We start from the raw sequence: 24,793 nt of genomic DNA, 5'->3' as shown, positions 1-24,793 counted from the left end.
GGCGTGCGGTTCCCACCACGGGGGAGCGGGAACCGCACGGCCGGGGGCGTCGTGCCGGCGACCCTGGGGGGCGAGGGCTTTGCCCCCGCACCCCTTGGACCGCGCTCCCCTTTGGGTCGCGCACCCCTCGGCCCGGCCACCGCGCGGTCGTCCTCACGCGCCGGACGGGCCGCGTCGCGCCCTCAGCGTCAGGATCTCGAACGGCCGTAGCGTCAGCTTGACCGCGCCCTCCGCCGACTCCACCTCCTCCAGCGGCCGTTCCAGCAGGTCGCACCGGTGGACGGACTCGACCGGGAAGTGAAGCGTCAGCTCCGTCCCGGCCCGGCCGCCCAGTGATTCGTACATGCGGACGATGACGTCCCCGCTCTCGTCATCCGCGAGCTTCACCGCCGACACCACGACCGCCTCGTTGTGCGAGTGCACCAGGCTGTTCGTCCCCCGGTCGCCCGGGACCCGGCGCTCCGGCAGGTTGACGCGGTAGCCCTCGCACACGGCGTCCCCGATCCGGGCGCCCGGGACCAGGGCGTAGCCGAAGCGGTGGACGCCCTGGTCGGTCCGGGGGTCGGGGAAGCGCGGGGCGCGCAGCAGGGAGAGGCGGACCGTGGTGGCGGTGCCGGGGGCGGACGCATCCGGGTCGCGGACGCCGCGCGTCACGTCGTAGCCGTACGTCGAGTCGTTCACCAGCGCGACGCCCCAGCCCTGCTCCGTCACGTGGACGAACCGGTGGGCGCACGCCTCGAACTTCTCCGCGTCCCAGCTCGTGTTGGTGTGCGCGGGGCGGTACAGGTGCCCGAACTGGGTCTCGGCGGCGACCCGGTCGGTGTGCACGTCCAGCGGGAAGGCGGCCTTGAGGAACTTCTCCGTCTCGTGCCAGTCGACCTCCGTCGTGAAGTCGACCCGCCGCACGCCGGCCGGCAGGGTGATCCGCTGTTCGGCCCGGGACGCGCCGAACGCGCGGACCACCCGGACCGCGCCGTCGTCCGTGAGCTCCACCGACTCCACGTCCGTGAGGTCGGTGACGGTGTTCCGGTAGAACCGGTCGACGTCCCAGGCGTCCCACATGGTGGGGAAGTCCTGGTGGAGCTGGAGCAGGTTGGCCGCCGCGCCGGGCGGGACCGTGTCACGGCCGGTCTCCCGGTCGACCACCGAGACGACGAGGCCGCGGCCGTCGACCTCCACCCGCAGCAGCCCGTTGTCGAGGACGTACCCACCGCCCCGGCGCCCCGCGGCCGTCGTGGGCTCCGGGACCAGGCACTTGTCCGCCGGCCGGGCGCACCGGGCCGCGACGCCGCCGCGCCCGTGTGGCGCCGAGTTGAAGACGACTGTGCCGCCGGACGAGGCGTCCCCGGCGAGTGCCGCCAGCGCGTCGCCGATCAGCGACTCCAGCTCGGCGGCGACCGCCGCGTAGGTGGCCGCGGCCTCGCGGTGGACCCAGGCGATCGACGTGCCCGGCAGGATGTCGTGGAACTGGTGCAGCAGCACGGTCTTCCACAGCCGGTCCAGTCGCTCGTACGGGTACGGGAAGCCGGTGCGCACCGCCGCCGTCGCCGACCACAGCTCCGCCTCGTACAGCAGGTGCTCGGCCCGCCGGTTGCCCTGCTTGGTGCGGGCCTGGCTGGTGAGCGTCGCCCGGTGCAGCTCCAGGTAGAGCTCGCCCGCCCAGACCGGCGCGTCCGCCGCGTACTCGGCGTGCGCCTTCTCGAAGAACGCCGACGGCCGCTCGAACACCACCCGCGCCGACCCCTCCAGATCGGCGAGCCGCCGGGCCCGGGCCAGCATCTCGCGCGTCGTGCCGCCGCCCCCGTCGCCGTAGCCGGTGGGGGCGAGGGAGCGGGTGGCGCCGCCCTTCTCCCGGAAGTTGCGGACGGCATGGGCGAGTTCCGTGCCGGAGAGCTGGGCGTTGTAGGTGTCGATGGGCGGGAAGTGGGTGAAGACGCGGCTGCCGTCCAGTCCCTCCCACCAGAACGTGTGGTGGGGGAACGTGTTGGTCCTGCTCCAGGAGATCTTCTGGGTCAGGAACCACTTCGACCCCGAAAGCCGCACCAGTTGCGGGAGTGCGGCCGAGTAGCCGAACGAGTCCGGCAGCCACACCTCCTCCGTCTCGATCCCGAACTCCTCCAGGAAGAACCGCTTCCCGTGCACGAACTGCCGGGCCAGCGCCTCCGAGCCGGGCATATTGGTGTCCGACTCCACCCACATCCCGCCGACGGGCACGAACCGGCCGTCCGCCACCGCCTTCTTCACCCGCGCCCAGACCTCCGGCCGGTGCTCCTTCACCCACGCGAACTGCTGCGCCTGCGACATCGCGTAGACGAAGTCCGGCTCCTCCTCCAGCAGCGCCGTCATGTTGGACGTGGTCCTGGCCACCTTGCGGACCGTCTCGCGCAGCGGCCACAGCCACGCCGAGTCGATGTGGGCGTGGCCGACCGCGCTGATCCGGTGCGCCGACGCCGGTGCGGGCGCCGACAGGACGCCGGCCAGCAGCTCGCGGGCGCGGCCGGCCGTCGCGCCGACGTCCTGGAGGTCCACGGCGTCCAGCGCCCGCTCCACCGCCCGCAGTACCTCCCAGCGGCGCGGTGACTCCTCGGGCAGGCCGGTCATCAGCCCGTCCAGCACCTCCAGGTCGTGCACCAGCTCCCAGACGGCGGGGTCGAACACGGCGAGGTCCATCCGGCCGAGCCGGTAGCGCGGTCGGCGGTCGGCCGTGGCGAGATCGCCGAGCTCGGTCGGGCGGAACGGTTCGTAGTCCAGGATGACGGGGTTGGCGGCGGCCTCGACGTGCAGTCGCACCTCCTCGCCACCGGCGACGGGAGCGCCGATCCGCACCCAGTGGTTGCGCGGGTTGAGGCCCTTCACCGGCGAGCCGTCCGGCCGGTAGACCAGCCCCTCGCACTGGAACCCGGTCATGTTCGGGTCGAACCCCAGGTCCAGCAGGGCCTCGACGGTCCGTCCGGCCCACCCGGCGGGCACCGTCCCGGTCACCGTGAACCAGCTCGTCCCCCAGGCCGGGCCCCAGGCATCCCCGGGGCCGATGGCCTCGCGCGGCGCCGCCAGGCCCTCGGCGACGGGCACGGGCTCGCCGGGGGCGTGCCACACGCCGACGGCCAGCGGTACCGACTCGGGGTACACGGCCGGGCGGATGCGTTCCTCCAGCACCCGCCGCAGACGGGCTTCGGTGGTCGTGCGGTCGTTGTGCATCGAGTGTCCTTACCGATCGGCTCGTCGGGATTCGGGTCGTCGGGACTCGGCTCGTCGGGATTCGGGTCGTCGGTCGGCGGGGTCCGGCCAGCGGAACCCGACGACAGCGGGGGCCGAGGAGGCGTACGTCTCGTCCACCGCGCACACCTCGACGCGGGTGACCGCCTCGCCGGCCGTACGGCGGAGCTCCGGAACGTAGTAGGCATGCCCGGCGGTGCCGCCGAGGAAGCGGACGCCCCCGCCGGGCAGGCACTGGCGCAGCACATAGTGGCGTACCCCGGCGGCACCGCCGGGGGCCGGGCGCCAGACCAGGCGGAGGCCGGCCGTACCGTCCGGGCGGACCGCCGCCGCCGTGACCGTCGGCCGGACCGGCCGGCCGGGCGGCGCGGGGACGCCGTTCCGCACGGCCAGCCGGCCCAGCCGCCAGCGCACGGGCCCGTCGCCCGCGGCGGTGAGGCGCACGCCCAGGGTGCGGAGCGTGCCCCGGGCGCGGCCCCGCAGCAGCGCGCCCGCCCGGACGGTCACCGTGGTCCACGCCGGCCCGGCCCGCCCGGCGGCCAGGACGCCGGTGCGCCCGTCCACGTCGGCGGCGAACTCCACCCGCGTGGGCGCGCTCCCGGCGTCCGCGCGGTACGTCAGCTCGACGACCGTGGACGGCGACAGCGGCAGACGGGCCGCGTACAGCTCCACCGTCGCCGGTTCCGGGAGCGGGCCGGCGACCAGCAGGCTGCCGCCTCCGTGCCAGGCGTCGTCGAAGTCGTAGCCGACGGAGGGGGCGGGGGCCGGGCCGGCGGTCACCCGGCGGCGGCCGGGGAGCCGGTCCTGGAGCCCCAGGTGGTGCCAGGGGCCGGACGGCACGCGCCGCCCGCGCTCGTACCAGGCGAGCCCGTGGCCGGTGTTGAAGACGGTCGCGAAAGGGAGGGAGACGAGCGTCGAACGGTCGGCGACCGCCGCGGCGGGGGCACGCCAGGTGCCGGTGGAGCGGGACCAGAAACGGTCGTCGCGGGCGTGGAAGGCGGCGGGGGAGCGGTCGGGCGCCCGCTTCCAGGTCCACTCCGGGCGGTACAGGCCCAAGGACGCGGTGTGCGGGCGGTCGGGCGGGAAGAGGGCGTCCCAGTCGACGGCCGTGTCCCAGCCGCGTGCCTCCACGTCGACCCCGGCCCACAGCTCGTAGCGGTCCCGGCCCATGGCCTCCGCCCGCTCCCCGGAGGAGCGCAGACCCGCGCGGGACCAGGCGAAGTTGAGGAACATCGTGCCGGCGGCGCGGAAGAAGGCGTCGTTGCGGTCGTTCAGCTCGTTCTGCCAGGCGATCTCCCCGGAGACCGCCATCGCGTCGTACCAGGTGACGCGCAGGCCGGCGGAGCGGAGACGGGCCACGAAGGCGCGCATGTCCGCGGCCAGTCGCGCGTCGCCGCCCTCCGTCTCGGCGTTGAGGAACCAGCCGTCGAAGCCGTACGCGCGGGCCACCGCGGCCAGCCGGCCGGCCAGCGGGAAGCGGCCGTCCGGTGTGCGGCGCAGCAGGTCCCGCGTCCACTCCGGCCGTCCGCCGAAGGCCGCCGGGGGCAGGAACACCGTGCCCAGGACCGGCACGCCGTGGCGGTGGGCGGCGTCGACGACGGGCGCGGTGGGCGCGAGGATCAGACCCTCGCCGGAGGACCCGCCCCAGAAGACCAGCTCGTCGAGATGGGCCCAGTGGGTGAACGCGTAGTGGTCGGCGGTCGGCCCGCCCTGGGAGGGGTGCCCGGAGGTGGGGGCGAAGGAGACCAGGGCACTGATCCGGGCCTGCCCGGCCCGGGCGCCGTCGCGTGGTGGGGGAGTGAAGCGGGGGGCGAGCGGGACGGACGCGCGGTTGAACGGGAGGTCGGGGTCCTCCTCGGCTCTCCACCGGGCGAGGCTCCGCCAGACGACGCCGGGCGGGGGCGTGCCCGGGGGCGGGGAGCCGGGGAACCAGTAGGCGGCGTACGGCTGGAGGTCCGGTGGCGCGCCGGGGGTGGGGAGGGGGACGGGCGTCCCGTCCGGGGACACGCCGGAGGACGGGCCGGCGCCGGCCACCGCCGGCGACGGGAACGCGGCCGGTACGGCGACGCCGGCCGCGAGCCCGGCGGCGACGACCGCGCGGCGGGTGGGTCCGGCCGGGACGGACCGGTGAGCGGATCCGTCGGGCACGGTCCGGCGGCCGAGGCCGTCGGGGCCCGGGCGAGGTGTGGGGTTGTCGGGGCGTGCTTGGTCCGTGGGGCCCTCGGGCAGGGTCCGGCGGCCGGGCCGGTCGGGGCGTGGCCGGCCTGCGGGTCCTTCGGGACCCGGGCGAGGGGTGGGGCCGTCGGGACGTCCGTGGTCCGCGGGGCTTTCGGGTACGGTCCGGCGGCCGGGCCGGTCGGTGCGCGGCCGACCTGCGGGCCCCTCGGCACCCGCCCGAGAAGCGGGTCCGCCGGTGTCCGGCGGGTGGGCGGGCCCGTCCGGATCCGGCCGGTGGGCAGTGCCCTCCGGGCCCGCTCGGCGGGCGGTTCCGTCGGGACCCGCTCGTCGGGGTGACGCGGCGGGAACGGATCGGTGCGTGGGTCCGTGCATGACGCTCCTCCGAGTGGATATGCGGAAGGACAGCCCCGGCCCCGGGGATCGCGCCCTCCTCGTTCGGCCCCGGGGTCCGCGGGCGGACCGGGCCGATGGCGGGCCCGGCGGTCAGGGGAGCCGGTCGACGGCGATCGTCTCCCCGATGCCGCGGCCCGCCAGATGGCCCGGTTCTCCCACGCGCTGGGTGAGCACCACGGCCGGCCTGACCCCTGCCGCGGCGTTCCGCATCCACGCCTCGAAGTAGGCGCCGCCCGGCGCGCACAGCGGCCGCAGCGGCGCGCTCTCCACGTCGCCCGCGTCCAGGATGAGCGCCGTGTGCCGGGGCGCGGGTTCGTCGTACGCGCCCTCCCGGTACTCCCGTACGACCCGGGCCAGAGCCTCGCCCGCCGGTTTGAGCCGGCGGTCGTTGGTGAACAGCCCGAGGTCGTACTCCAGCGCCGGGAAGTCGGCCAGGGCCCGGTCGACGTCGTGCGAGCACCACCAGGTGACGCCCCACAGCCCGGGGCAGTCCAGCGCGTTGCGGACCGTCGTGCGTGTGAACTCCGCCGCGCGCCCGGGCGGCACGTGCGGTGCGGGCGCGCCGACCTCCTGCAGCCAGACCGGGCGGTCCGGGTCGTCGGCCCAGGCCTTGGACAGCTCGATCAGGTACGCGGCGTGCAGCCCGGTCGCGGCGCCGTCCGGGCCGTGCCGCTGGGCGGTGCCGTTGAACACCCAGGAGTGCACGGCGGTCATCGCGCCGATCCGGGCCGCGTGCGCGGGCGTGAAGGGGTGGGTGCCGTCGTACCAGGCCGCGTCGTACGCGGCGTGCAGATGTGTACGGCCGGGCGCGGCCCGTTCGCACGCCTCCGTCATCCGGCGCAGCCAGTGGCCCGCCTCGGCGGACGTGATCCGGTCCGGGTCGGGGTGCGGGTCTCCGGCGAACTGGTTGGTCTCGTTGCCGACCGTCATCCCGAGGAAGTTGTCCCGCCCGGCCAGCGCCCCCGCCAGTTCGGCGAGGTAGCGGGCCTGCGCGTCGACGACGTCGGGGTCCGTGAACAGGTTGCGGCGGTGCCAGGTGGTCACCCACGACGGCAGGAAGTCGAAGCTCGACAGATGTCCCTGGAGCCCGTCCACGGCGACATCGAGGCCGCGCTCCCCGGCCTCGTCCACCAGCCGTGCCAACTGGTCGACGGCGCGCGGCCGGATCAGCGTCCGGTTGGGCTGGAACAGCGGCCAGAGCGGGAAGACCCGAATGTGGTCCAGGCCGAGGGACGCGACGCCGTCCAGGTCGGCGCGGACGTCGTCGGGGTCGAAGTCGAGCCAGTGGTGGAACCAACCCCGGCTCGGGGTGTAGTTGACGCCGAAACGCACGCTCATGGAGTTCCTCTCCAGGGCGGGGTACAGCCCTTCCGGGACGGTTCAGCCCTTGACGGCGCCCTCGCCCGTCCCGCGGAAGAAGTACCGCTGGAGGCAGGCGAACAGCACCACGAGCGGGGCCACCGCGATGACGGTCCCGGCGGCGACGAGCCGCGGGTTCTGCTGGAACGTGCCGTGCAGGAAGTTCAGGCCGACGGTCAGGGTGTAGCGCTCGGAGTCCGAGAGGACGATCAGCGGCCAGAGGAAGTCGTCCCAGGCGCCCATGAACGCGAAGATCGCGACGACGGCCAGGGTGCCGCGCACCGACGGCAGCCCGATCCGGGTGAACCGCTGCCAGGTGTTCGCCCCGTCGACGACCGCCGCCTCCTCGATCTCGCGCGGGACGCCGGCGAACGCGTTCCGCATCAGCAGCACGTTCAGCGCCCCGACGGCCCCGGGCAGCACCACGGCGGTGAGCGTGTTGTTGAGGTGGAGGTCGCGCATCATGGTGAACTGCGCGATGACCAGGGACTCCGCCGGCACCAGCAGGGCCGCCACGAAGGCGAGACCGGCGGCCCCGCGGCCCTGGAAGCGCAGTCGGGCCAGCGCGTAGCCCGCCGTCGACGCCCCGACCAGGTTGGTGAGCACACTGGCCACCGCCACCGTCAGCGAGTTGAGGGCGTAGTCCCAGACCGGGATGATGTCGGCCACCTCGGCGTAGTTGTGCGTGGTCGGGTGCTCGGGCAGGAAACGCGGCGGGGAGGTGTACACGTCCTCGGTCGTGCTCTTGAAGGAGGTGGAGAGCTGCCAGAGGAACGGGCCGGCGGTCAGGGCCAGGACCATGAGCAGCAGCAGGTAGCGCAGTGCCTTCTCCGTGAACGACGTCCTGGTCATCGGCGCCCCTCCGGTTCCGCCGCGTCCCCGCCCCGGCCGGCGCGCAGTACCAGCAGCATCAGCAGCAGCGCGATCACGAAGATCACCAACGAGAGGGCGGACGCGTAGCCGACGCGCCCGTCGAGCCCGGTGCCCGTGCGCTGCACCAGCATCACGAGCGTGGTGTCGTCCCCGGCCGGCCCGCCGGTGGGGCCCGCCAGCAGGTACACCTCGGAGAAGACCTTGAACGCGGAGACCGAGGACAGGGCGCCGACCAGCACCATCGTGGAGCGGACGGCCGGCACGGTGACGCTGGCGAAGCGGCGCAGCGGGCCGGCACCGTCGACCGCCGCGGCCTCGTGCAGCTCGCGGGGGACGCCGGCCAGCGCGGCGAGGTAGATCACCATGTAGTAGCCGAGGCCCTTCCACACCGTCAGCGCCATCGCGCTGAACAGCAGCAGCCAGGAGTCGCCGAGGAACGACACCGGCCCGGCGCCCAGGGCCTTGAGGATGCCGTTGACCAGCCCCCGGTCGTCCAGCATCCAGGACCAGATCAGCGCCACCGCCACCACCGACGCCACGACCGGGGTGTAGAACGCGGCACGGAAGAACCCCGTCCCCGGCAGCCGCTTGTGCACCAGCAGCGCCAGCAGCAGCGGCAGCAGCACGGTGAACGGGACGACGAGGACCACGTACAGCGCGCTGTTCCGCAGGGCCACCCAGAACTGCTCGTCGTGCAGCATGTCCCGGAAGTTCCGCAGCCCGACCCACTGTCCGGGGACGAGCGTCCGGGCGTCGGTGAACGCGTCGTGGACGGTGGTCAGGAAGGGGAAGAGGCTGAACGCGGCGAGGACGCCGAGCCCGGGCAGCAGGAGCAGCCAGGGGGTCGCGGGGTGGTGGAGGCGGACGCGCCGGCGGGTCACCGTCCGGTCACTTCCGCCGCAGCAGTCGATCGCTCTGCTCCACCGCGTCGTCGAGCGCTTCCCTGGGGGACTTCTTCCCTTGGAGAGCCTTGGCGACCTCGTTGCGCAGAGTCGTCTTCATCTCGTCGCTCATCACCACGGGCGTGTAATTCACGGCGCCTTTGAGCGCTTTCGCCGAGGCGACCCGGACCCGCCCCTCGTCCGTTCCGTCGTCCTTCGTCCAGTACGGGTCGTCGAGCGACCCTTTCGTGCTGGGGAAGACGGCCACGCGGTGCGCGAACGCCTCCTGGTTCTTCCGGTCGGTCACGAAATGGGCGAAGGCGATGGCCGCGGCCTTGTGCTTGCTGTTCCGGCCGACCGCGAGCCCCATGACGTACATGTTCGGCTTACCGGTGTTGTTCGGGGCATCGGTGATGCCGAGGTTCCGGTACAGGCTCGGCGCGTTCTTCCGGAAGTTCGCCAGGTCGTTGGCACCGCCCGGATTCATGGCGACCTTCTGTTCCAGGAATTTCCGGCCCGCCTGTTCCGGGGTGCTCGTCAACGCCTGCGGATCGAGCCCGCCTTCGTCGTGGAGCCGCTTGTACCGGGTCAGCAGCTCGACGCCCCGGGGCTCGTTGTACGTGAACCGGGTGGCGTCCTCGTTCATCAGCCGCACGCCGTACCGGCCGAAGTCCTCGATCGCCGGGGTGCCCGCCAGGGTGGCCGTCCGGCCGCCCGACCGGCGGGACATCTCCGTGGCCGCGGCGAACAGCTCGTCGTAGGTGCGCGGCGGCTTCTCCGGGTCCAGGCCGGACTCCCGGAACAGGGCCTTGTTGTAGAACAGCGGGCCGGTGGTGAGGTACCAGGGGAACGCGTAGGCGCCGTCCAGCCCGGGCAGGGTGTTCCCCCGCCAGGATTCCGCGGTGTACTCGTCCCGGAACTTCGCGGCCACCGGTTCCCTGTCGAGATTCAGCAGTACGCCCGCCTTCGCCAGCGGATAGGAAAGGTCCGGGGAGACGTTCACGACGTCGGGCAGGGTGCCGGCCGCCGCGTCCGCCCCGAGTTTGTCCGCGTAGTGCTCGGCGGGCTGGTCCAGCCATTTCACCGTCACACCGGGGTTCTTCGACTCGAATTCCTTCACCAGCGACTCGAAGTAATCCTTGTAACCGGCCCTGAGGTTCCAGGTCTGGAACGAGATCCGGCCCTCGATCCGGCCGTCCGCCGCCGAACCGCCGCCCCCTCCGCCGTCCGATCCGCAGGCGCTCAGCGCCAGTGCCAGGGCGAGCAGCGGAACGGCCGGCCGGACGGTTCTCCGGACGACTCGACGGGATCGGTGCATGGCCGGGCTCCTTCGGTCGGGCCGGAAGGTGGCGGTCCAAAAGGTGCACCCGGCAAGGGAGTCCCGTCAATACTTCCGTCAACGACTAATGCGCTTTAGTGTGTTGGAGCCCGGGCCGGTGCCGGGCCCGCTCCGGACGCCCGAGGAGACCCCCATGCGCCGCCTGCCGGCCCGCCGCCCCACCATCCGCGACATCGCCCGCCGCGCCGGGGTGTCCGAGAGCGCGGTGTCCTTCGCGCTCAACGGCCGCCCGGGCGTCTCGGAGGACACCCGCGAGCGCGTCCGGCGCGTCGCCGAACACCTGGGCTGGCAGCCCAGCACGGCGGCCCGCGCGCTGTCCGGCGAGGGCTCCGCCACCGTCGGCCTCGTCCTCGCCCGGCCCGCCCGGACCCTCGGCGTCGAGTCGTTCTTCCTCCAACTGGTCTCCGGCGTCCAGGAGGCCCTCGCCGTGCGCGGCCTCGGCCTGCTCTTCCAGGTCGTCGAGGACGTGGCCGCCGAGTGCGCCGTCCACCGCCGCTGGTGGGCCGAGCACCGCGTCGACGGCCTCCTCGTCGTCGACCCGCGCGCCGACGACCCCCGGCCCGCCCTGCTCGCCCGGCTCGGGCTGCCCACCGTGGTCATCGGCGCGATGGACGACCCGGACCGGCGGGCGGAACCGGACGGCGCGCTCTCCAACCTCTGGGCCGACGACGCCGCGGCCATGGACTCCGTCGTCGCGCACCTGGACGCCCTCGGCCACCGCCGCCTCGCCCACGTCGCCGGCCTCGGGGAACTGGCCCACACCCGCCGCCGCGCCGCCGCCCTGCGCCGGGCCGCGGACCGCCGCGGCCTCCACGTCACCTCCGTGACCACGGACTACTCCGACGCCCAGGGCGCCGAGGCCACCCACCGACTGCTCGGCGCGCCGCACCCGCCCACCGCCGTCGTCTACGACAACGACGTGATGGCCGTCGCGGGCCTGGCCGCGGCCGCCCGCCGGGGCCTGGCCGTCCCGTCCGGCCTCTCCATCGTCGCCTGGGACGACTCCGTCCTCTGCCGCAGCACCCACCCGCCCCTCACCGCCCTCGCCCGGGATACCGCGACCTTCGGCCGGCGGGCCGCCGAGGAGCTCATCGCCCTGCTCGACGGCGGCCCGCCCCGCCGCACCCGGGACGCGACGCCGCGACTGGTGGCGCGGGGATCGACGGGACGAGCCGGGGGGTGAGGGGACAGGCCGGGGGTGACGGGAGCGGGCTCGGGTGACGGGACCGCCGGGGCGTGACGGTCCGCGTCGCGTCGCACACGCTCCGTCCGCCCCTCCCGTCCGAACCGGAACCCTTGCCCCCACCTCGATCACGACCACTCCACGCCGTGCGATTTAATTGCGAGGTATTCGCAACAGCAACCGAGAAGTGAACTGGGGTGGAGGGCATGACGGCCCGGTCCATACGGGTGACGGCCGCCATGGTCGCGGCGGGCGTGCTGGCCACAGGAGCGGCCGGCTGCGGCAAGCCCGGCGGCGGCAACGGCGGGAAGGGCTCCGGCGGGGCCGGGGACGCCCTCGTCGTCGGCCTCGCGAACGAGCCGGAGACCCTCAGCCCCCTGCTCGGCTACGGCAAGGACGGCAACTCCAAGATCTTCGACGGCCTGCTGAGCCGCGACGCGGACATGCAGCTTCGTCCCGCCCTCGCCGCGTCCCTGCCGAAGGTCACCGACGGCGGACGCACCTACACCTTCCCGCTCCGGCACGGCGTGAAGTTCAGCGACGGCAAGCCCTTCACCGCCGAGGACGTGGTCTTCACCTACCGGACCATCCTCGACGAGAAGACCAACAACGCGAACAAGGGCGAGCTCGACGCCGTCGACAAGGTCACCGCCCGCGGCGACGACACCGTCGTCTTCTCCCTGAAGTACCCCTACGCGCCCTTCGCCGAGCGCACGGTCCTGCCGATCGTCCCCGAGCACGCCGCCAAGGGACAGGACGTCAACACCGGCCCGTTCAACACCAAGCCGATCGGCACCGGCCCCTACGTCCTCACCAACTGGAGCAAGGGCGAGAAGCTCACCTTCAAGGCCAACCCCGGCTACTGGGGCGGCGAGCCGAAGGTCAAGAAGCTCACCATGGCCATCATCAAGGACGACGACGTCCGGGCCACCCGGCTGCGCAGCGGCGACCTCGACGGCGCCATCCTGCCGCCCAACCTCGCCAAGGGCTTCAAGGGCGACGACTCCAAGACCACGCTCACGGCGAAGACCACCGACTTCCGCGGCGTGACCCTGCCCAGCGCCGGCAAGGTCACCGGCGACCCCGCCGTCCGCCGCGCCCTCGACCTCGCCGTCGACCGCGACGCCATGGTCAAGAGCCTGCTGGAGGGCGCGGGCCGGGCCGGCTACGGGCCCGTCCCCACCGACAGCGAGTGGTTCGCCAAGGGCACCGAGCGCCCGTACGACCCGGAGAAGGCGAAGAAGCTCCTGGACGACGCCGGCTGGAAGCCCGGCGGCGACGGCATCCGCGAGAAGGACGGGAAGCGCGCCGAGTTCACCCTCTGGTTCCCCGCCGGCGACAAGCTCCGCCAGGAGCACGCCCTCGCCTTCGCCTCCGACGCCAAGAAGATCGGCATCCGGGCCACGGTGCAGAGCGGCACCTGGGAGGTCATCGAGCCGCGCATGAAGGACGACGCGGTCCTCGCCGGCGGCGGCAACCCGGCCGACCCCGACTTCGACCTGTACAACCTGCTGCACTCCTCCCTCGCCCTCGACGGCTTCAACAACATGGCCGCCTACAAGAACCCCGAGGTCGACAAGGCCCTGGAGGAGGGCCGCCGCAGCGGCGACAAGGCCGCCCGCAAGGCCGCGTACGACAAGATCCAGCACGCCCTCGCCGACGACCCCGGCTACGTCTTCCTCACCCACGTCGACCACCTCTACGTGATGAAGAACCGCTGGAAGGACCTCACCACCCAGGTCGAGCCGCACGACCACGGCCTCGGCGCCGGCCCCTGGTGGAACGTCGAGGACTGGCAGCCCAAGCAGTGAGAACCCGCAGGACGGCCCTCCCCTGGGGGCCGATGGCCCGCATGGCGGGGCGGCGGCTGCTCGCCGCCGTCCCCGTCCTGCTCGTCGTGACCTTCGCCGTCTTCGCCGTGGCCGCCGCCTCGCCGTTCGACCCCGCCCGGGTCTACGCGGGCGGCGGCGGCCCCGGCACCGGCCAGGACGTGCTCGACCAGCTCCGCCACAACCTGGGCGCCGACCGGCCGTTCGCCGTCCGCTGGTGGGACTGGCTGACCGCCGCCCTCGGCGGCGACCTCGGCGTCTCCACCACCCTGCGGCAGCCCGTCGCCCAGGCCATCGGCGAACGCATCGGCTGGACCGTACTGCTCTGCGGCACCGCCTTCGCCGTCGCCGTCCTCGTGGGCACGGCGCTCGGCGTGCTCGCCGCCCGGCGCCGCGGTGGGCTCCTCGACCGGGCCGTCACCTCGCTGGCGTACGTCCTGGAGGCGGCCCCGCCGTTCTGGCTCGGCCTGCTGGCCGTCTGGTTCTTCGCGCTGAAGACCGGCGCGCTGCCCGCCGGCGGCCTCACCGACACCGGCAGCGACACCGTCACCACCGGACAGGTCGCCTCCCACCTGGTGCTGCCCGCGGCCGTCCTGGCCGTCACCCAGCTCCCGTGGTTCGTGCTCTACGTCCGCCAGGGCGTCGGCGACGCGCTCGACGAGGACCCCGTACGCGGCGCCCGCGCCCGCGGCCTCCCCGAACGCACCGTCCTGCTAGGCCACGCCCTCCGCTCCGGACTGCTGCCGGTCCTCACCCTGATCGGCTCCCGCGTCCCCGAACTGATCACCGGAGCCCTGCTCGTGGAGACCGTCTTCAGTTGGCCGGGCATCGCCTCCGCCACCGTCGACGCCGCCACCGGCGTCGACTTCCCGCTGCTCGCCGCGCTCACCGTGCTCGCCACGGCCGCCGTGCTGCTCGGCAACCTGCTGTCCGACCTGCTGTACGGGCTGGCCGACCCGAGGGTGGGCTTCGATGGCTGACACCGCCATGGCCGCTGCCGCACGGCCCGCCCGGCGCCTCCCCAGGGGCGCGGTCAGCGCCGCGATCCTGGCCGTCACCGTGCTGGCCGTCATCCTCGTCCCGCTTTTCGTCCCCCTGGACGAACAGGCCGTCGACCTCGGCTCCAAGCTCCGGGCCCCGAGCGCGGACCACCCCTTCGGCACCGACGAGGTCGGCCGCGACCTGCTGCTGCGCTCCGTCTACGGGCTGCGGGTCTCACTCCTCGTCGGCGCGGTCGCCGCCCTCGTCGCCACCGTCGTCGGCACGGCGGTGGGCGCCCTGGCCGGGGCACTCGGCGGCTGGGCCGACCGCGTCGTCATGCGCGTCGTCGACCTGTTCTCCTCCGTGCCGCACCTGCTGCTCGGCATCTTCGTCGTCGCGATGTTCCGTCCCGGCGTCGGCCCCGTCATCGCCTCGATCGCCGTCACCCACTGGCTGTCCACCGCCCGCATCGTCCGCGCCGAGGTGCTGTCGCTGCGCTCCCGCCCATTCGTGGACGCGGCCGTCTCCGGCGGCTCGTCACGGCTGCGGATCGCCGTCCGGCACCTGCTGCCGGGCGTCCTGCCGCAGGCCGGGCTGGCCGCCGTGCTGATGATCCCGCACGCGATCTGGCACGAGTCGGCCCTGTCGTTCCTGGGCCTGGGCCTGCCCACCCACCAGGCCAGCCTGGGCAACATGGTGCAGGCCGCGCGGGGCTCGCTGCTCGCCGGCGACTGGTGGCCCACCCTCTTCCCCGGCCTGTTCATCATCGTCCCCACCCTGGCCGTCGCGGGCCTGGCGGGCGCCTGGCGCGACCGCCTCTCGCCGCGCCGGCGATCGGAGCTGACGCTGTGATGTCCCCCACCCCGCCCCGGCCCGATTCCCGCGGGGCAGAGCCCCGCGCGCCCCGGACGACAGGGGGCTCCGCCCTCCGCCCCCCGCGACCGCGCTCCGCGCGGCTGCCCTCTGACGCCGGACGGGCCGCATCGCCTGACCCGGCGCCCGGGGCCGAGCCGACTGATCGGCGTGGGCGGGACACATCAGCCCGGCCGGCGTCCGAGGCCGAGCGGCGCAGCCGCGACGAAGCGGGGGCGCGCGGGGCCGCGGCCCCTGCGGAAAACGGGAAGGGGAGGGACAGGGGCACGGCTCCGCAGGACACCACCCCCCTCCTGGACGTCCAGAACCTTTCCGTCCGCTTCCGCATGCGCGGCGCCCGCGAAATCGCCGCCGTCACCGACGTCACCTTCCGTCTCCACCCCGGCGAATGCCTGGCCCTCATCGGCGAGAGCGGCTGCGGGAAGTCCGTCCTCGCCTCCGCCCTCCTCGGCCTGCTGCCGGGCAACGCCCGCACGGAAGGCCACGCCTGGCTCGGCGCCGGCGGAGGCAGAGGCAGCGGCAGCGGCGACGACGCAGAGCGGCTGGACCTCCTCGCCGCCGACGAGCGCACACTCACCCGCACCGTACGAGGCCGCCGCGTCGGCCTGATCCCCCAGAGCCCCGCCGCCCACCTCACCCCCGTCCGTACCGTCCGCTCCCAGCTACGGGAGACTCTCCGCGAGCTGACGGGCCGGCGCGACGGCGAGGAAGCCGCCGCCGCGCGCGCCGCGTTCCCCACCGACCACCTCGACCGCCACCCGCACCAGCTCTCCGGCGGCCTCGCCCAGCGCGCCGCCACCGCCCTGGCCCTCGTCGGCGACGCCCCGCTGCTGCTCGCCGACGAGCCGACGACCGGACTCGACCGCGAGCTCGTGGACCGCACGGTCGACGAACTCCGCCGCCAGGTCGACCGGGGCCACACCCTCCTCATGATCACGCACGACCTGGCGGCGGCCGAGCGGATCGCCGACCGCGTCGCCGTGATGTACGCCGGCCGCGTCGTCGAACTCGCCGACGCCGAAACCTTTTTCGGCGCGCCCGGCCCGCGCCACCCCTACGCCCGCGGCCTGCTCGACGCCCTGCCCGAACGCGCCTTCACCCCCATCCCCGGCATGCCCCCGGAGCTCGGCGACCTCCCCGCGGGCTGCGCCTTCGCCCCCCGCTGCCCCCGGGCCGGCGACGCCTGCGCCACCGTCCCGCCGCTCACCGACGGCGTCGCCTGCCACCACCCCGGGAGCACCCGTGCTTGAGCTGCGCCGAGTCACCGCCGGCTACGCGCCGCGCCGGCCCGTCGTCCGCGACGCCTCACTCACCCTGGCCGACGGCGAGGCCGTCGGACTGCTCGGCCCCAGCGGCTGCGGCAAGTCCACCCTCGCCCGCGTCGCCGCGCTGCTGCACCGGCCCGACGCCGGCACGGTCGTCGTGGACGGCGAGCCCGTGCGCGGCTGGCGGCACCGCGCGCCCCGCGACCTGCGCACCGCCTTCGGCGTGGTCTTCCAGCAGCCGAGGATGTCCGCGGACCCCCGGCTGCGGCTCCGCGACCTGATCGCCGAACCGCTCCGCGCCACCGGCCGCCGCGCCGAGGTCCCCGACCGCGTCCGCGAACTCGCCACCGCCACCGGCCTGACCGACGACCTCCTCGGCCGCCGCCCGCACGAGGTCAGCGACGGCCAGTTGCAGCGCGCCTGCCTGGCCCGCGCCCTCGTGCTCCGCCCGCGCTGGCTGGTCTGCGACGAGATGACCGCGATGCTCGACGCCTCCACGACCGCCGCCCTGGTCGCCGTCGTCGAGGACTACCGGCGGGAGAGCGGGGCGGGCCTGCTCGCGGTGGGCCACGATCCGGTCCTGCTGGACCGCTGGTGCGACCGGACGGTCCGCTGGCGCGAGGTGGCCGGCGAGCCGGCCGGGGCGGCGCGGACCGGTGAACGGGCGACGGCCGCGGCCGTGCCGTCGGACCGGGAGGCCGCCTCCGCCGCGCGGGCGAGCAAGGGCGAAGGGTCTCCGCCCCCGTCGCCCGACTGACGGTCCGTCCTCCGCGCGGCCGTGGACCGGCGCCGGCGGCGGGTCCGCTCCGGGAGCGGGGACGGGCGGCGGCCCTCACCGCCGCCGCGTCGTGCTCGGCCCCCGGCCCCCTCCGCCCTGCCGGGGCGGACGAGGCGGGCCTGTCCCAAACCCGCACTCCGTCCGAGCCCGGCCGCCGGGGACGAACCCGCCCCTGGGCCCGTGCGACGGTCGACGCACCCCGCCGCCGCCCTGACCGATGGCCGCTCCCACCCCGACGCCCGGCGGGCCCGGCCGGCATGGGCTGCCGGTCCCGGGCCCGCGCGACGGTGCGGCGGTCCCGTACCCGACCCGCTCTCCCGCCCGACGGCCACCCCTCTCCGCTCCGCCCCTGACCAGGAGGACTCCATGACCGCCCCCGCGAGGAAACGCCCCCGCCGCTCCGACGCCGCCGCGCCCGCGGCGGATCGCTGCACCGTCACCGTCTGCCGGGGCTGCTGCTGCGGCACCCCCAAGGTCCCCGGCGTCGACCACGCCGCCCAGCTCCGTGAGCTGCGCCGCGCCCTCGACGGCACGGCCACCGTGCGCGTCACCGACTGCCTGGACGTCTGCGAACAGGCCAACGTCATCGTCGTCCAGCCGTCCCGGACCGGCCGCGAGGCCGGCGGCCGTCCGGTCTGGCTGGGCCTGTGCAACGACCCCGACGTCCCCGCGGACATCGCCGCCTGGACCGCGGCCGGCGGCCCCGGCCTCGCCGAACCGTCCGGCGTCCTGGACCTCTACGTCTTCACGCCCTCCCGGCGGGTGCGCGGCGGCGTTCCGGACTAGCGGCGGCCCCCGGCACCTGCCTTTTCGCCCAAAGGGCTTTACGGGAGCGCACCCGTGTGATGACCTTGCCCGGCCGATACGAGGACGGCTTCCGGTGCGGGGCCGTGGGGTGGGGAGAACACACCGGTGTCCGACACCACAGAACGGACGACCGAGGCGTGCCCGCGGTGCGGGGCCGGGATACGGACCGACGACCGGTTCCCCACTTGGTGCGCCGCCTGCGACTGGAACGTCGACCCGGCCCGGCCCGAGGAGAAGCAGGGCCGGCTGGAGCGGACGCGGCGGACACTGGCCCGCCGGCACGGCGAACGGCTGCTCGCCGAGGTGACGTCCGGCCGGCCGCTACGGCCCCGGCGCGACGCCTCCGCGCTCCTCGCCCAGGCCGTCGCGCTCGCCGTGCACGGCATGACCCTCGTCCTCGCCGCGGCCGGGGTCTGGTACCTCTGGGCCGAAGGGGACGGCGCCGGGATGGTGCTGGGGCCCGTACTCCTGGTGCTGGCGGGGGGACTGAGACCCAGGGTCCCCAAACTGTCCTCGAACGGCCCCGTCCTGCGGCGCGCGGACGCTCCCGCGCTGTACGCGCTCGTCGACGACGTCGCCGCCGTGGCCGGCACCCGGGGCGTGGACGCCATCGCGATCGACACCGGCGTCAACGCGAGTGTGACGACGTACGGAGTACGCGGCCGTCGCCTGCTGACGCTGGGCCTGCCACTGTGGGAGACCCTCACGCCACAGCAGCGGATCGCCCTCCTGGGACACGAACTCGGCCACTACGCCCATGGGGACACCCGCCACGGTCACCTGGTGGCGACCGCCTTCCGGACCCTGAGCACCTGGCACCACATGCTCGCCCCGATCGCGAACCCGTCCCTCGTCGAGATGATCGCGAACGTCCTCGGCATCGTGCCGCGACTGCTGGTCCATGGCCTGCTGACACTGCTCGACCACCTGACGCTGCGGGCCACCCAGCGCGCGGAGTACCTGGCCGACACCGCGGCGGCCAGGGCCGGTTCCACCGAGGCGGCCGTCGGCGTCATGGACCGGCTCCTGGTGGCGGGTTCCGTGGCCACCGCCCTGCGCCGCGAGGCCGGCACCGTCCGGACGGGCCGGCGCGGCGCCGGGCGTGACGAGGCCGACCGGGCCGACCGGCTGTGGGCGCGCCTGGCCGAGCACACGGACTCCATCCCCGAGCACGAGTACGAGCGCCGCCGCCGGGCCGGGGCCCTGCGGGGGCACGCCGTCGACTCGACCCACCCCCCGACCCACCTGCGGCGAGCCTGCCTCCTGCACGGCGAGCGCATGCCGCCGTCCGTGACGACGGACGACGGGCGGGAACAGCGGATCGACGCCGAACTCGCCGACGCCCGCCGCACACTGGCTCGCGAACTCGTCCGCTACGGCGCGGACGGCTAGCCCGACGGGCTCCCGCTCACTGATGCCGCCCGCTCACTGATGCCGCACCAGCGGGAACGGCAGCGTCTCGCGGATCGAGAGTCCCGTCAGGAACATCACCAGCCGGTCCACCCCGATCCCGAGCCCGCCCGTCGGCGGCATCGCGTACTCCAGGGCGCGCAGGAAGTCCTCGTCCAGCTCCATCGCCTCCGGGTCGCCGCCGGCCGCGAGCAGCGACTGGGCGGTGAGGCGGTTCCGCTGCTCGACCGGGTCCGTCAACTCCGAATAGGCGGTGCCCAGTTCCGTGCCGAACGCGACGAGGTCCCAGCGTTCGGCGAGCCGCGGGTCCGCGCGGTGCGGGCGGGTGAGGGGGGAGACGTCGGTGGGGAAGTCCTTGTAGAAGACCGGCAGCGTGGTCCGTTCCTCGACCAGCCGCTCGTACATCTCCAGGACGACGTCCCCGCGGCCCTGTTCCGGCCGGTGCGGCACCCCGGCCGCGTCGCAGTGCCGCCGCAGCTCCGCCTCGGGGGTGTCCGCGTCCACCTCCTCGCCCAGCGCCTCCGAGATCGCGCCGTACACCGTCCGCACCGGCCACACCCCGGAGATGTCGTGCTCGACGGTCTTCCCGGACTCCTCCCGGCGCACCGCCACCGCCGTGCCGTGCGCCGCGACCGCCGCCTCCTGGATCAGTTCCCGTGTCAGGTCCAGCATCACGTCGTAGTCGGCGAACGCCTGGTACGCCTCCAGCATGGTGAACTCGGGGTTGTGCTTGTAGGAGACGCCCTCGTTGCGGAAGGTGCGGCCCAGCTCGAAGACCTTCTCCAGACCGCCCACGCACAGCCGCTTCAGATACAGCTCCGGGGCGATGCGCAGGTACAGGTCCAGGTCGTAGGCGTTGATGTGGGTGGTGAACGGGCGGGCGTTGGCGCCGCCGTGCACCTGCTGGAGCATGGGCGTCTCCACCTCCAGGTAGCCGCGCTCCAGCAGCCCGGCCCGCAGCGCCTGTACGGCCGCGCTCCGTGCCCGTACCGTCCGCCGGGCCTCCGGTGACACGGCCAGGTCCACGTACCGCATGCGCACCCGGGCCTCCGGGTCGCCGAGGCCGTGCCGCTTGTGCGGCAGCGGGCGCAGGCATTTGGCGATCAGCCGGGCGCGGGTGACGAAGAGGGTGAGCTCGCCGCGGTCGGTGGTGCCGATCTCGCCCTCCGCCTCGACGTGGTCCCCGAGGTCGAGCCGGGTGAAGCGGCGCAGCAGCTCCGGCCCCGAGCCGTCCCGGGTGACGGTGAGCTGGAGGTCGCCGGACCAGTCGCGCAGCACGGCGAAGGCGATCCCGCCGTGGTGGCGCAGCAGCAGCACGCGGCCCGCCACGGCCGCCCGCTCCCCGGTGCGCGCGCCGGGCGCGAGCCCCGCGTGCGCCGCCCGGATCGCGGCGAGGGAGTGCGTCCGGTGGGCGTCCGGCGGATACGGGTCGACGCCCTCTTGCCGGAGCCGTTCGAGCTTGCGGTGGCGTACCCGCACCTGCTCGGGCAGGTGTTCCCGCTCGTCCCCGGCGAGGCCGCCCTCCGGGCCGAGGCCCAGTTCGCACAGCGGCGGCAGTCCGGCCGTCGACGCCGGACGGGCGACGCCCCGCGCGCGCCCCCGGCCCCACAGCTTCCCCAGGCTGGGCACCGAGACGAAGCCCTCCGCGATGCCCGAGGCAAGACCGATCCGGGCGAGGGCCCCGGCGTCCGCGTAACAGAGGAAGCGCGGATGCCACTCCGGGTTGTACTTGACGTTCGACCGGTAGAGCGCTTCGAGCTGCCACCACTTGGAGAAGAACAGCAACAGCCTGCGCCACAGCCGCAACACCGGCCCCGCGCCGATGCGGGCGCCCTCCTCGAACGCCGAACGGAACACGGCGAAGTTCAGCGAGATCCGCTTGATCCCGAACCGGCCGGCCTGCGCGCACAGCCGCGCGACCATGAACTCCATGACGCCGTTGGGGGCGGCCCGGTCGCGGCGCATCACGTCGAGGGAGACCCCGTCCCGTCCCCACGGCACGAAGGACAGCAGGGCGATCATCCGGCCCTCGCTGTCGAACGCCTCCACCAGCAGGCAGTCGCCGTCGGCCGGGTCGCCCAGCCGGCCCAGGGCCATCGAGAAGCCCCGTTCGGTCTCGGTGTCCCGCCAGGCGTCCGCCCGCCGGATGACCTCGCCCATCTCCTCGTCGGAGAGGGCCGAGTGCCGCCGCACACGGACCGACGCGCCGGTGCGTTCCACCCGGTTGACGGCCTGCCGGGTCACCCGCATCTCGCGGCCCTCCAGGTCGAACGAGGCCACCTGGAGGATCGCCTCGTCCCCGAGCTGGAGCGCGCCGAGACCCGAGCGGGCGTACGCGCGGGCGCCCTCCTCCCCGGCGCCCATCACGGCCGGCTGCCACCCGTAGCGGCCGGCCAGCTCCAGCCAGGCCTCGACGGCGGGCGTCCACGCCTCGGGATCGCCCAGGGGGTCGCCGGAGGCCAGGCAGACGCCCGCCTCCACCCGGTAGGTGACGGCGGCCTTGCCGCTGGGGGAGAAGACGACGGCCTTGTCCCGGCGCGTCGCGAAGTAGCCGAGCGAGTCCCGGCCGCCGTACCGGGCGAGCAGGGCGCGGATGCGCGGCTCCTCGTCGCCGTGCAGCGCGGCCTCCAGCCGCTGCGAGCGGAACAGCGTCATCGTCGCGTTGAGCAGCGCCAGCGCGCCGAACAGGCCCAGCAGGAAGTACACCGGGTGCGGCGGGTGCCCGGTGAAGTGCCGGCCGCTGACCAGGCCGCCGCAGACCTTGTTGGCCACGAACAGCAGCCGGTTCCCGCCGCCGCGCTCCAGCGACCCCGGGAACAGCTCCACCAGCCCCCAGCCCACCAGCGTGCCCGCCGCGAGGCCGGCCACCAGCACCAGCACGGCCCGGGCGAACGCGCCCCGGCGCACCTGGGCGTAGAATTCGCCGCGCGCCAGGACGAGCAGGGCCATCGCGGCCAGGGACAGCACCAGCGACGGGACGGTGTCCCAGTAGCCGACGGAGAGCAGCAGCGCGTCCGCCAGCACCAGCAGCGACAGGTAGGCGAGGACGAACCAGAGGGCGACCCGTTTGCGGGCGGCCGTCGCGGTGGCGAGCAGCAGCAGGAACACCGCGTACGCCAGGTTGGGCGCCGTGGGGACGGTGAGGGTGTCCAGGGCGTTCGTCAGCGGGTGCGCCGCGCGCCGCAACGGGGGGATCAGCGAGGTGAGCGCGCAGAACACGCCGAGCAGGCCGAAGAAGAGGGCGAAGCCGCCCGGCACCCGGCGCAGCACACGGCGGCGCGGCCCGGGCGGCGTGCGCTCCGGCCCGGCCCGCTCCGCGGCCCGGCCGCCGGCGTCGGGCGCCGATCCCTGCTCCACCGCGGCGCGCCCGCGCTCCCGGACTGTGCGGCTCATTCCGTCAGCCTAGGCAGGCCCGGGGCTGCACGCCCGTCGAACAATCCTGGAACGTAGACACGGGACGTCACCCGTACCGCGGCGCGCCGCGGACCGCCGACTGATCCGATCGGGAGTTTGTCACCCGAAGGGAGGACATGTGCCATGCCGGGGCACCTGGTCCGATACGCGAGACTTGCGGACGACCGAAGCTCCGCCGAGGAGGCATCCGTGGCCGTTTCCATCTCCGTGATTCTGCTTCTCGTGATTCTGGCCGTGGTGTTCCTGCGCAACGGGGGGCTGCGGGCGTCCCACGCGCTGGTGTGCGTCCTGCTCGGGTTCATGCTGGCCAGCACCAGCATCGCCCCCACGATTTCGCACGGCATCACGGCCACCGCCGACCTGGTCGCCAGCGTGCGGCCCTGACGCGGTCCCCGTCCGCCGGGCCCCGGGGGGAGCCCTCCGAGGCCCGACGCGGGCCGGGGAAGCATCGCAGCGCCGGTGAACCCAGGTACCGAGGCGCCGTCCTTCGGCGGACGGCGCCTCGGTGGTGCTCAGCGGCCCGGTGGGCACCGAAGGCTCACCTGACGAAGACCCCGATCCCGTTGGGCACGGCCCGTTCGGCCCCGCCGGACGGGTGATTCCGCACCGTCGCGTGCCCCCCGGAGCCCCGGGTGACCAGGGTGCTCGACCCGCCGCCGTCCAGGTTGAACGCGTCGACCGCGCCCAGCTTCCGCAGGGCGGCCGCCAGCTCGGCCAGCGTCAGCCCGGGGCGGTAGGCGGCCCGGCCGTCCAGCGCCAGCAGGTAGAGGCGCCGGCCGTGGTCGGCCACCCCCGCCGCCGTGCGCACCGCCGCCGTCGTGGCGTCCAGGCCGCCGAGCGCGCGGCCGTTCCGCAGAATCGGGAAGCCGCCCAGCGCGAAACGCACCGCCCCGGACTCCCTCGAGCGCAGCCGCTTCGCCACCTCCACCCGGTCCCCGACCTCCAGCCTCGCCAGGTCCCGGGCCCCGCCGTCGCGGCCCAGCAGCACCAGCGACCCCTTGGGGATCGCGCCCCTGCCGGGCTTGCGCGAGACCGCCGCCACCCGGCCGTCGCGCACGGTGACCTCCAGCGTGGTCCGGCTGCACGGCGCGCCGCGGTCGGTGTCCGTACCGCAGGTGGCCCGCAGCCGGGACGCCGGACCCCAGTCCGGGGTGTACGCCCCGACGCCGCCGACCGGCAGCGCGTACTGGTTGAAGCCGCTGAGCTCCAGCTCGTCGCCCCCGGAGCGGACCACTCCCTCGAACCGCAGCCGGTCCAGCCGCGCCACCCGGTCGGCGCCCACGGCGAGGACGTCCTCGGTGGTGACCCCGCGCGGCATCGCCGGGCCGAACCGCTGGCCGTCCGGCACCGCCGACTTCAGCGCCCGCCCGCCGGCCACGGCCGGCCCCACGGGGGCGCCGGTCGCGTCCACCCCCGGGTGCTGCTCCTCCGCGATGTTGAAGAAGTCGCCGTTCACCCCGCCCACGGCGCCCCGCCGGTCCGCGAGCCGGGAGACGCTCTCCCGCGCCCCCACCACCCCCGGGTACAGCAGGTCGACGGAGACCCGTTTCTCCCGCAGGTCCACGGTCAGCAGGTGCCCGTGCGCCGGGCCGTGACCACCCGTCAGCGAGAACTCCCGGTAGCCCACCCCCGGCGCCACCGCCGCCGGCGCGCCCCACACCAGGGCACCCGGCTCCGGAAGGGCCCGCCCGGCCTCCGGCCCGGCCCACGCGGTGGTCCCCCCGGCTCCCGCCACCAGGGACGCCCATGCCACCAGCCCCGTCAACACCGCGCGTACGCGGTACCCGCGTCTCATCACCGTCACCCCTGAAGACCCGTCGACTGCACCACACCACAAGGGGCCCTATCCCTGCCCCGGAAGAACGGCGGTGAAAGCACCGGCGTCGAACCCGGCAACTCTCGGCGCAACACTGCCGAACAGCCCTTCGAGCCCCGATACTTCACGGGCGGCAACATGCGCAGCACAGGCGTATCGCGCGCGCGGACCGCGTGCGTGTCCCCCGAACTCCCGCTC

General features: G+C 74.6%; 17 protein-coding genes. 9 read left to right on the top strand and 8 right to left on the bottom strand.

The window, feature by feature from the left end; genetic code table 11:
- Positions 1-153 precede the first annotated feature (153 nt).
- The 6 genes from ACZ6X9_RS07455 to ACZ6X9_RS07430 form a co-directional block, all read right to left on the bottom strand.
- Positions 154-3,198 carry an alpha-mannosidase gene (locus ACZ6X9_RS07455; RefSeq protein WP_469776987.1) on the bottom strand — a complete coding sequence of 1,015 codons (3,045 nt, stop codon included), beginning with the start codon at positions 3,196-3,198 and terminating at the stop codon, positions 154-156.
- A 9-nt stretch (positions 3,199-3,207) separates the two neighbouring features.
- Complete coding sequence (locus tag ACZ6X9_RS07450) at positions 3,208-5,364, bottom strand: endo-beta-N-acetylglucosaminidase (protein WP_469776986.1); 2,157 nt, start codon at positions 5,362-5,364, stop codon at positions 3,208-3,210.
- 513 nt (positions 5,365-5,877) lie between these two features.
- On the bottom strand, positions 5,878-7,125 hold the full coding sequence (locus tag ACZ6X9_RS07445; RefSeq protein WP_469776985.1) for a glycoside hydrolase 5 family protein: 1,248 nt from the start codon (positions 7,123-7,125) through the stop codon (positions 5,878-5,880).
- A gap of 42 nt (positions 7,126-7,167) precedes the next feature.
- The gene (locus ACZ6X9_RS07440) at positions 7,168-7,998 is read right to left on the bottom strand and encodes a carbohydrate ABC transporter permease (RefSeq protein WP_469776984.1); all 831 of its coding nucleotides are present in this window, start codon (positions 7,996-7,998) and stop codon (positions 7,168-7,170) included.
- Complete coding sequence (locus tag ACZ6X9_RS07435) at positions 7,995-8,900, bottom strand: carbohydrate ABC transporter permease (protein WP_469776983.1); 906 nt, start codon at positions 8,898-8,900, stop codon at positions 7,995-7,997. The genes ACZ6X9_RS07440 and ACZ6X9_RS07435 overlap by 4 nt, the downstream gene beginning before the upstream one ends.
- Positions 8,901-8,907: 7 nt before the next feature.
- Positions 8,908-10,218, bottom strand: coding sequence for an ABC transporter substrate-binding protein (locus tag ACZ6X9_RS07430; RefSeq protein WP_469776982.1), 1,311 nt, complete (start codon positions 10,216-10,218; stop codon positions 8,908-8,910).
- A gap of 154 nt (positions 10,219-10,372) precedes the next feature.
- Between ACZ6X9_RS07430 and ACZ6X9_RS07425 the strand changes: the two genes are divergently transcribed.
- The 8 genes from ACZ6X9_RS07425 to ACZ6X9_RS07390 all read left to right on the top strand — a co-directional run bounded on the left by ACZ6X9_RS07425 (position 10,373) and on the right by ACZ6X9_RS07390 (position 19,347).
- The gene (locus ACZ6X9_RS07425; RefSeq protein ID WP_469776981.1) at positions 10,373-11,422 is read left to right on the top strand and encodes a LacI family DNA-binding transcriptional regulator; all 1,050 of its coding nucleotides are present in this window, start codon (positions 10,373-10,375) and stop codon (positions 11,420-11,422) included.
- 206 nt (positions 11,423-11,628) lie between these two features.
- A complete protein-coding gene (locus ACZ6X9_RS07420) occupies positions 11,629-13,233 on the top strand; it encodes an ABC transporter substrate-binding protein (RefSeq protein ID WP_469776980.1) in 1,605 nt (534 codons plus the stop codon).
- A gap of 32 nt (positions 13,234-13,265) precedes the next feature.
- Complete coding sequence (locus ACZ6X9_RS07415; protein ID WP_469777637.1) at positions 13,266-14,231, top strand: ABC transporter permease; 966 nt, start codon at positions 13,266-13,268, stop codon at positions 14,229-14,231.
- Entirely contained in the window at positions 14,224-15,084 is an 861-nt protein-coding gene (locus ACZ6X9_RS07410) for an ABC transporter permease (RefSeq protein ID WP_469776979.1), read from the top strand. The genes ACZ6X9_RS07415 and ACZ6X9_RS07410 overlap by 8 nt, the downstream gene beginning before the upstream one ends.
- Positions 15,085-15,431: 347 nt before the next feature.
- Positions 15,432-16,355, top strand: coding sequence for an ABC transporter ATP-binding protein (locus ACZ6X9_RS07405; RefSeq protein ID WP_469776978.1), 924 nt, complete (start codon positions 15,432-15,434; stop codon positions 16,353-16,355).
- The gene (locus tag ACZ6X9_RS07400) at positions 16,348-17,127 is read left to right on the top strand and encodes an ABC transporter ATP-binding protein (RefSeq protein WP_469776977.1); all 780 of its coding nucleotides are present in this window, start codon (positions 16,348-16,350) and stop codon (positions 17,125-17,127) included. The genes ACZ6X9_RS07405 and ACZ6X9_RS07400 overlap by 8 nt, the downstream gene beginning before the upstream one ends.
- Before the next feature lie 387 nt (positions 17,128-17,514).
- Entirely contained in the window at positions 17,515-17,934 is a 420-nt protein-coding gene (locus ACZ6X9_RS07395; RefSeq protein ID WP_469776976.1) for a (2Fe-2S) ferredoxin domain-containing protein, read from the top strand.
- A 126-nt stretch (positions 17,935-18,060) separates the two neighbouring features.
- Entirely contained in the window at positions 18,061-19,347 is a 1,287-nt protein-coding gene (locus tag ACZ6X9_RS07390) for a M48 family metallopeptidase (RefSeq protein ID WP_469776975.1), read from the top strand.
- 33 nt (positions 19,348-19,380) lie between these two features.
- On the opposite strand, the gene lysX is transcribed toward ACZ6X9_RS07390, so the two are convergent.
- Entirely contained in the window at positions 19,381-22,758 is a 3,378-nt protein-coding gene (gene lysX / locus ACZ6X9_RS07385; protein ID WP_469776974.1) for a bifunctional lysylphosphatidylglycerol synthetase/lysine--tRNA ligase LysX, read from the bottom strand.
- A gap of 210 nt (positions 22,759-22,968) precedes the next feature.
- Here lysX and ACZ6X9_RS07380 point away from each other — a divergent pair, with 210 nt between their 5' ends.
- Entirely contained in the window at positions 22,969-23,163 is a 195-nt protein-coding gene (locus tag ACZ6X9_RS07380) for a hypothetical protein (protein ID WP_004940230.1), read from the top strand.
- Positions 23,164-23,317: 154 nt separating this feature from the next.
- Here ACZ6X9_RS07380 and ACZ6X9_RS07375 read toward each other — a convergent pair whose 3' ends face one another.
- Positions 23,318-24,574: a phosphodiester glycosidase family protein gene (locus tag ACZ6X9_RS07375; protein WP_469776973.1), complete on the bottom strand. Its 1,257-nt coding sequence runs from the start codon at positions 24,572-24,574 to the stop codon at positions 23,318-23,320.
- Between the last annotated feature and the right edge of the window lie 219 nt (positions 24,575-24,793).

The sequence above is a fragment of the Streptomyces sp. NPDC052910 genome, assembly GCF_055585605.1.
Note: the sequence above shows the minus strand (reverse complement) of the source record. Positions and strands in the feature narration are given on the sequence as shown.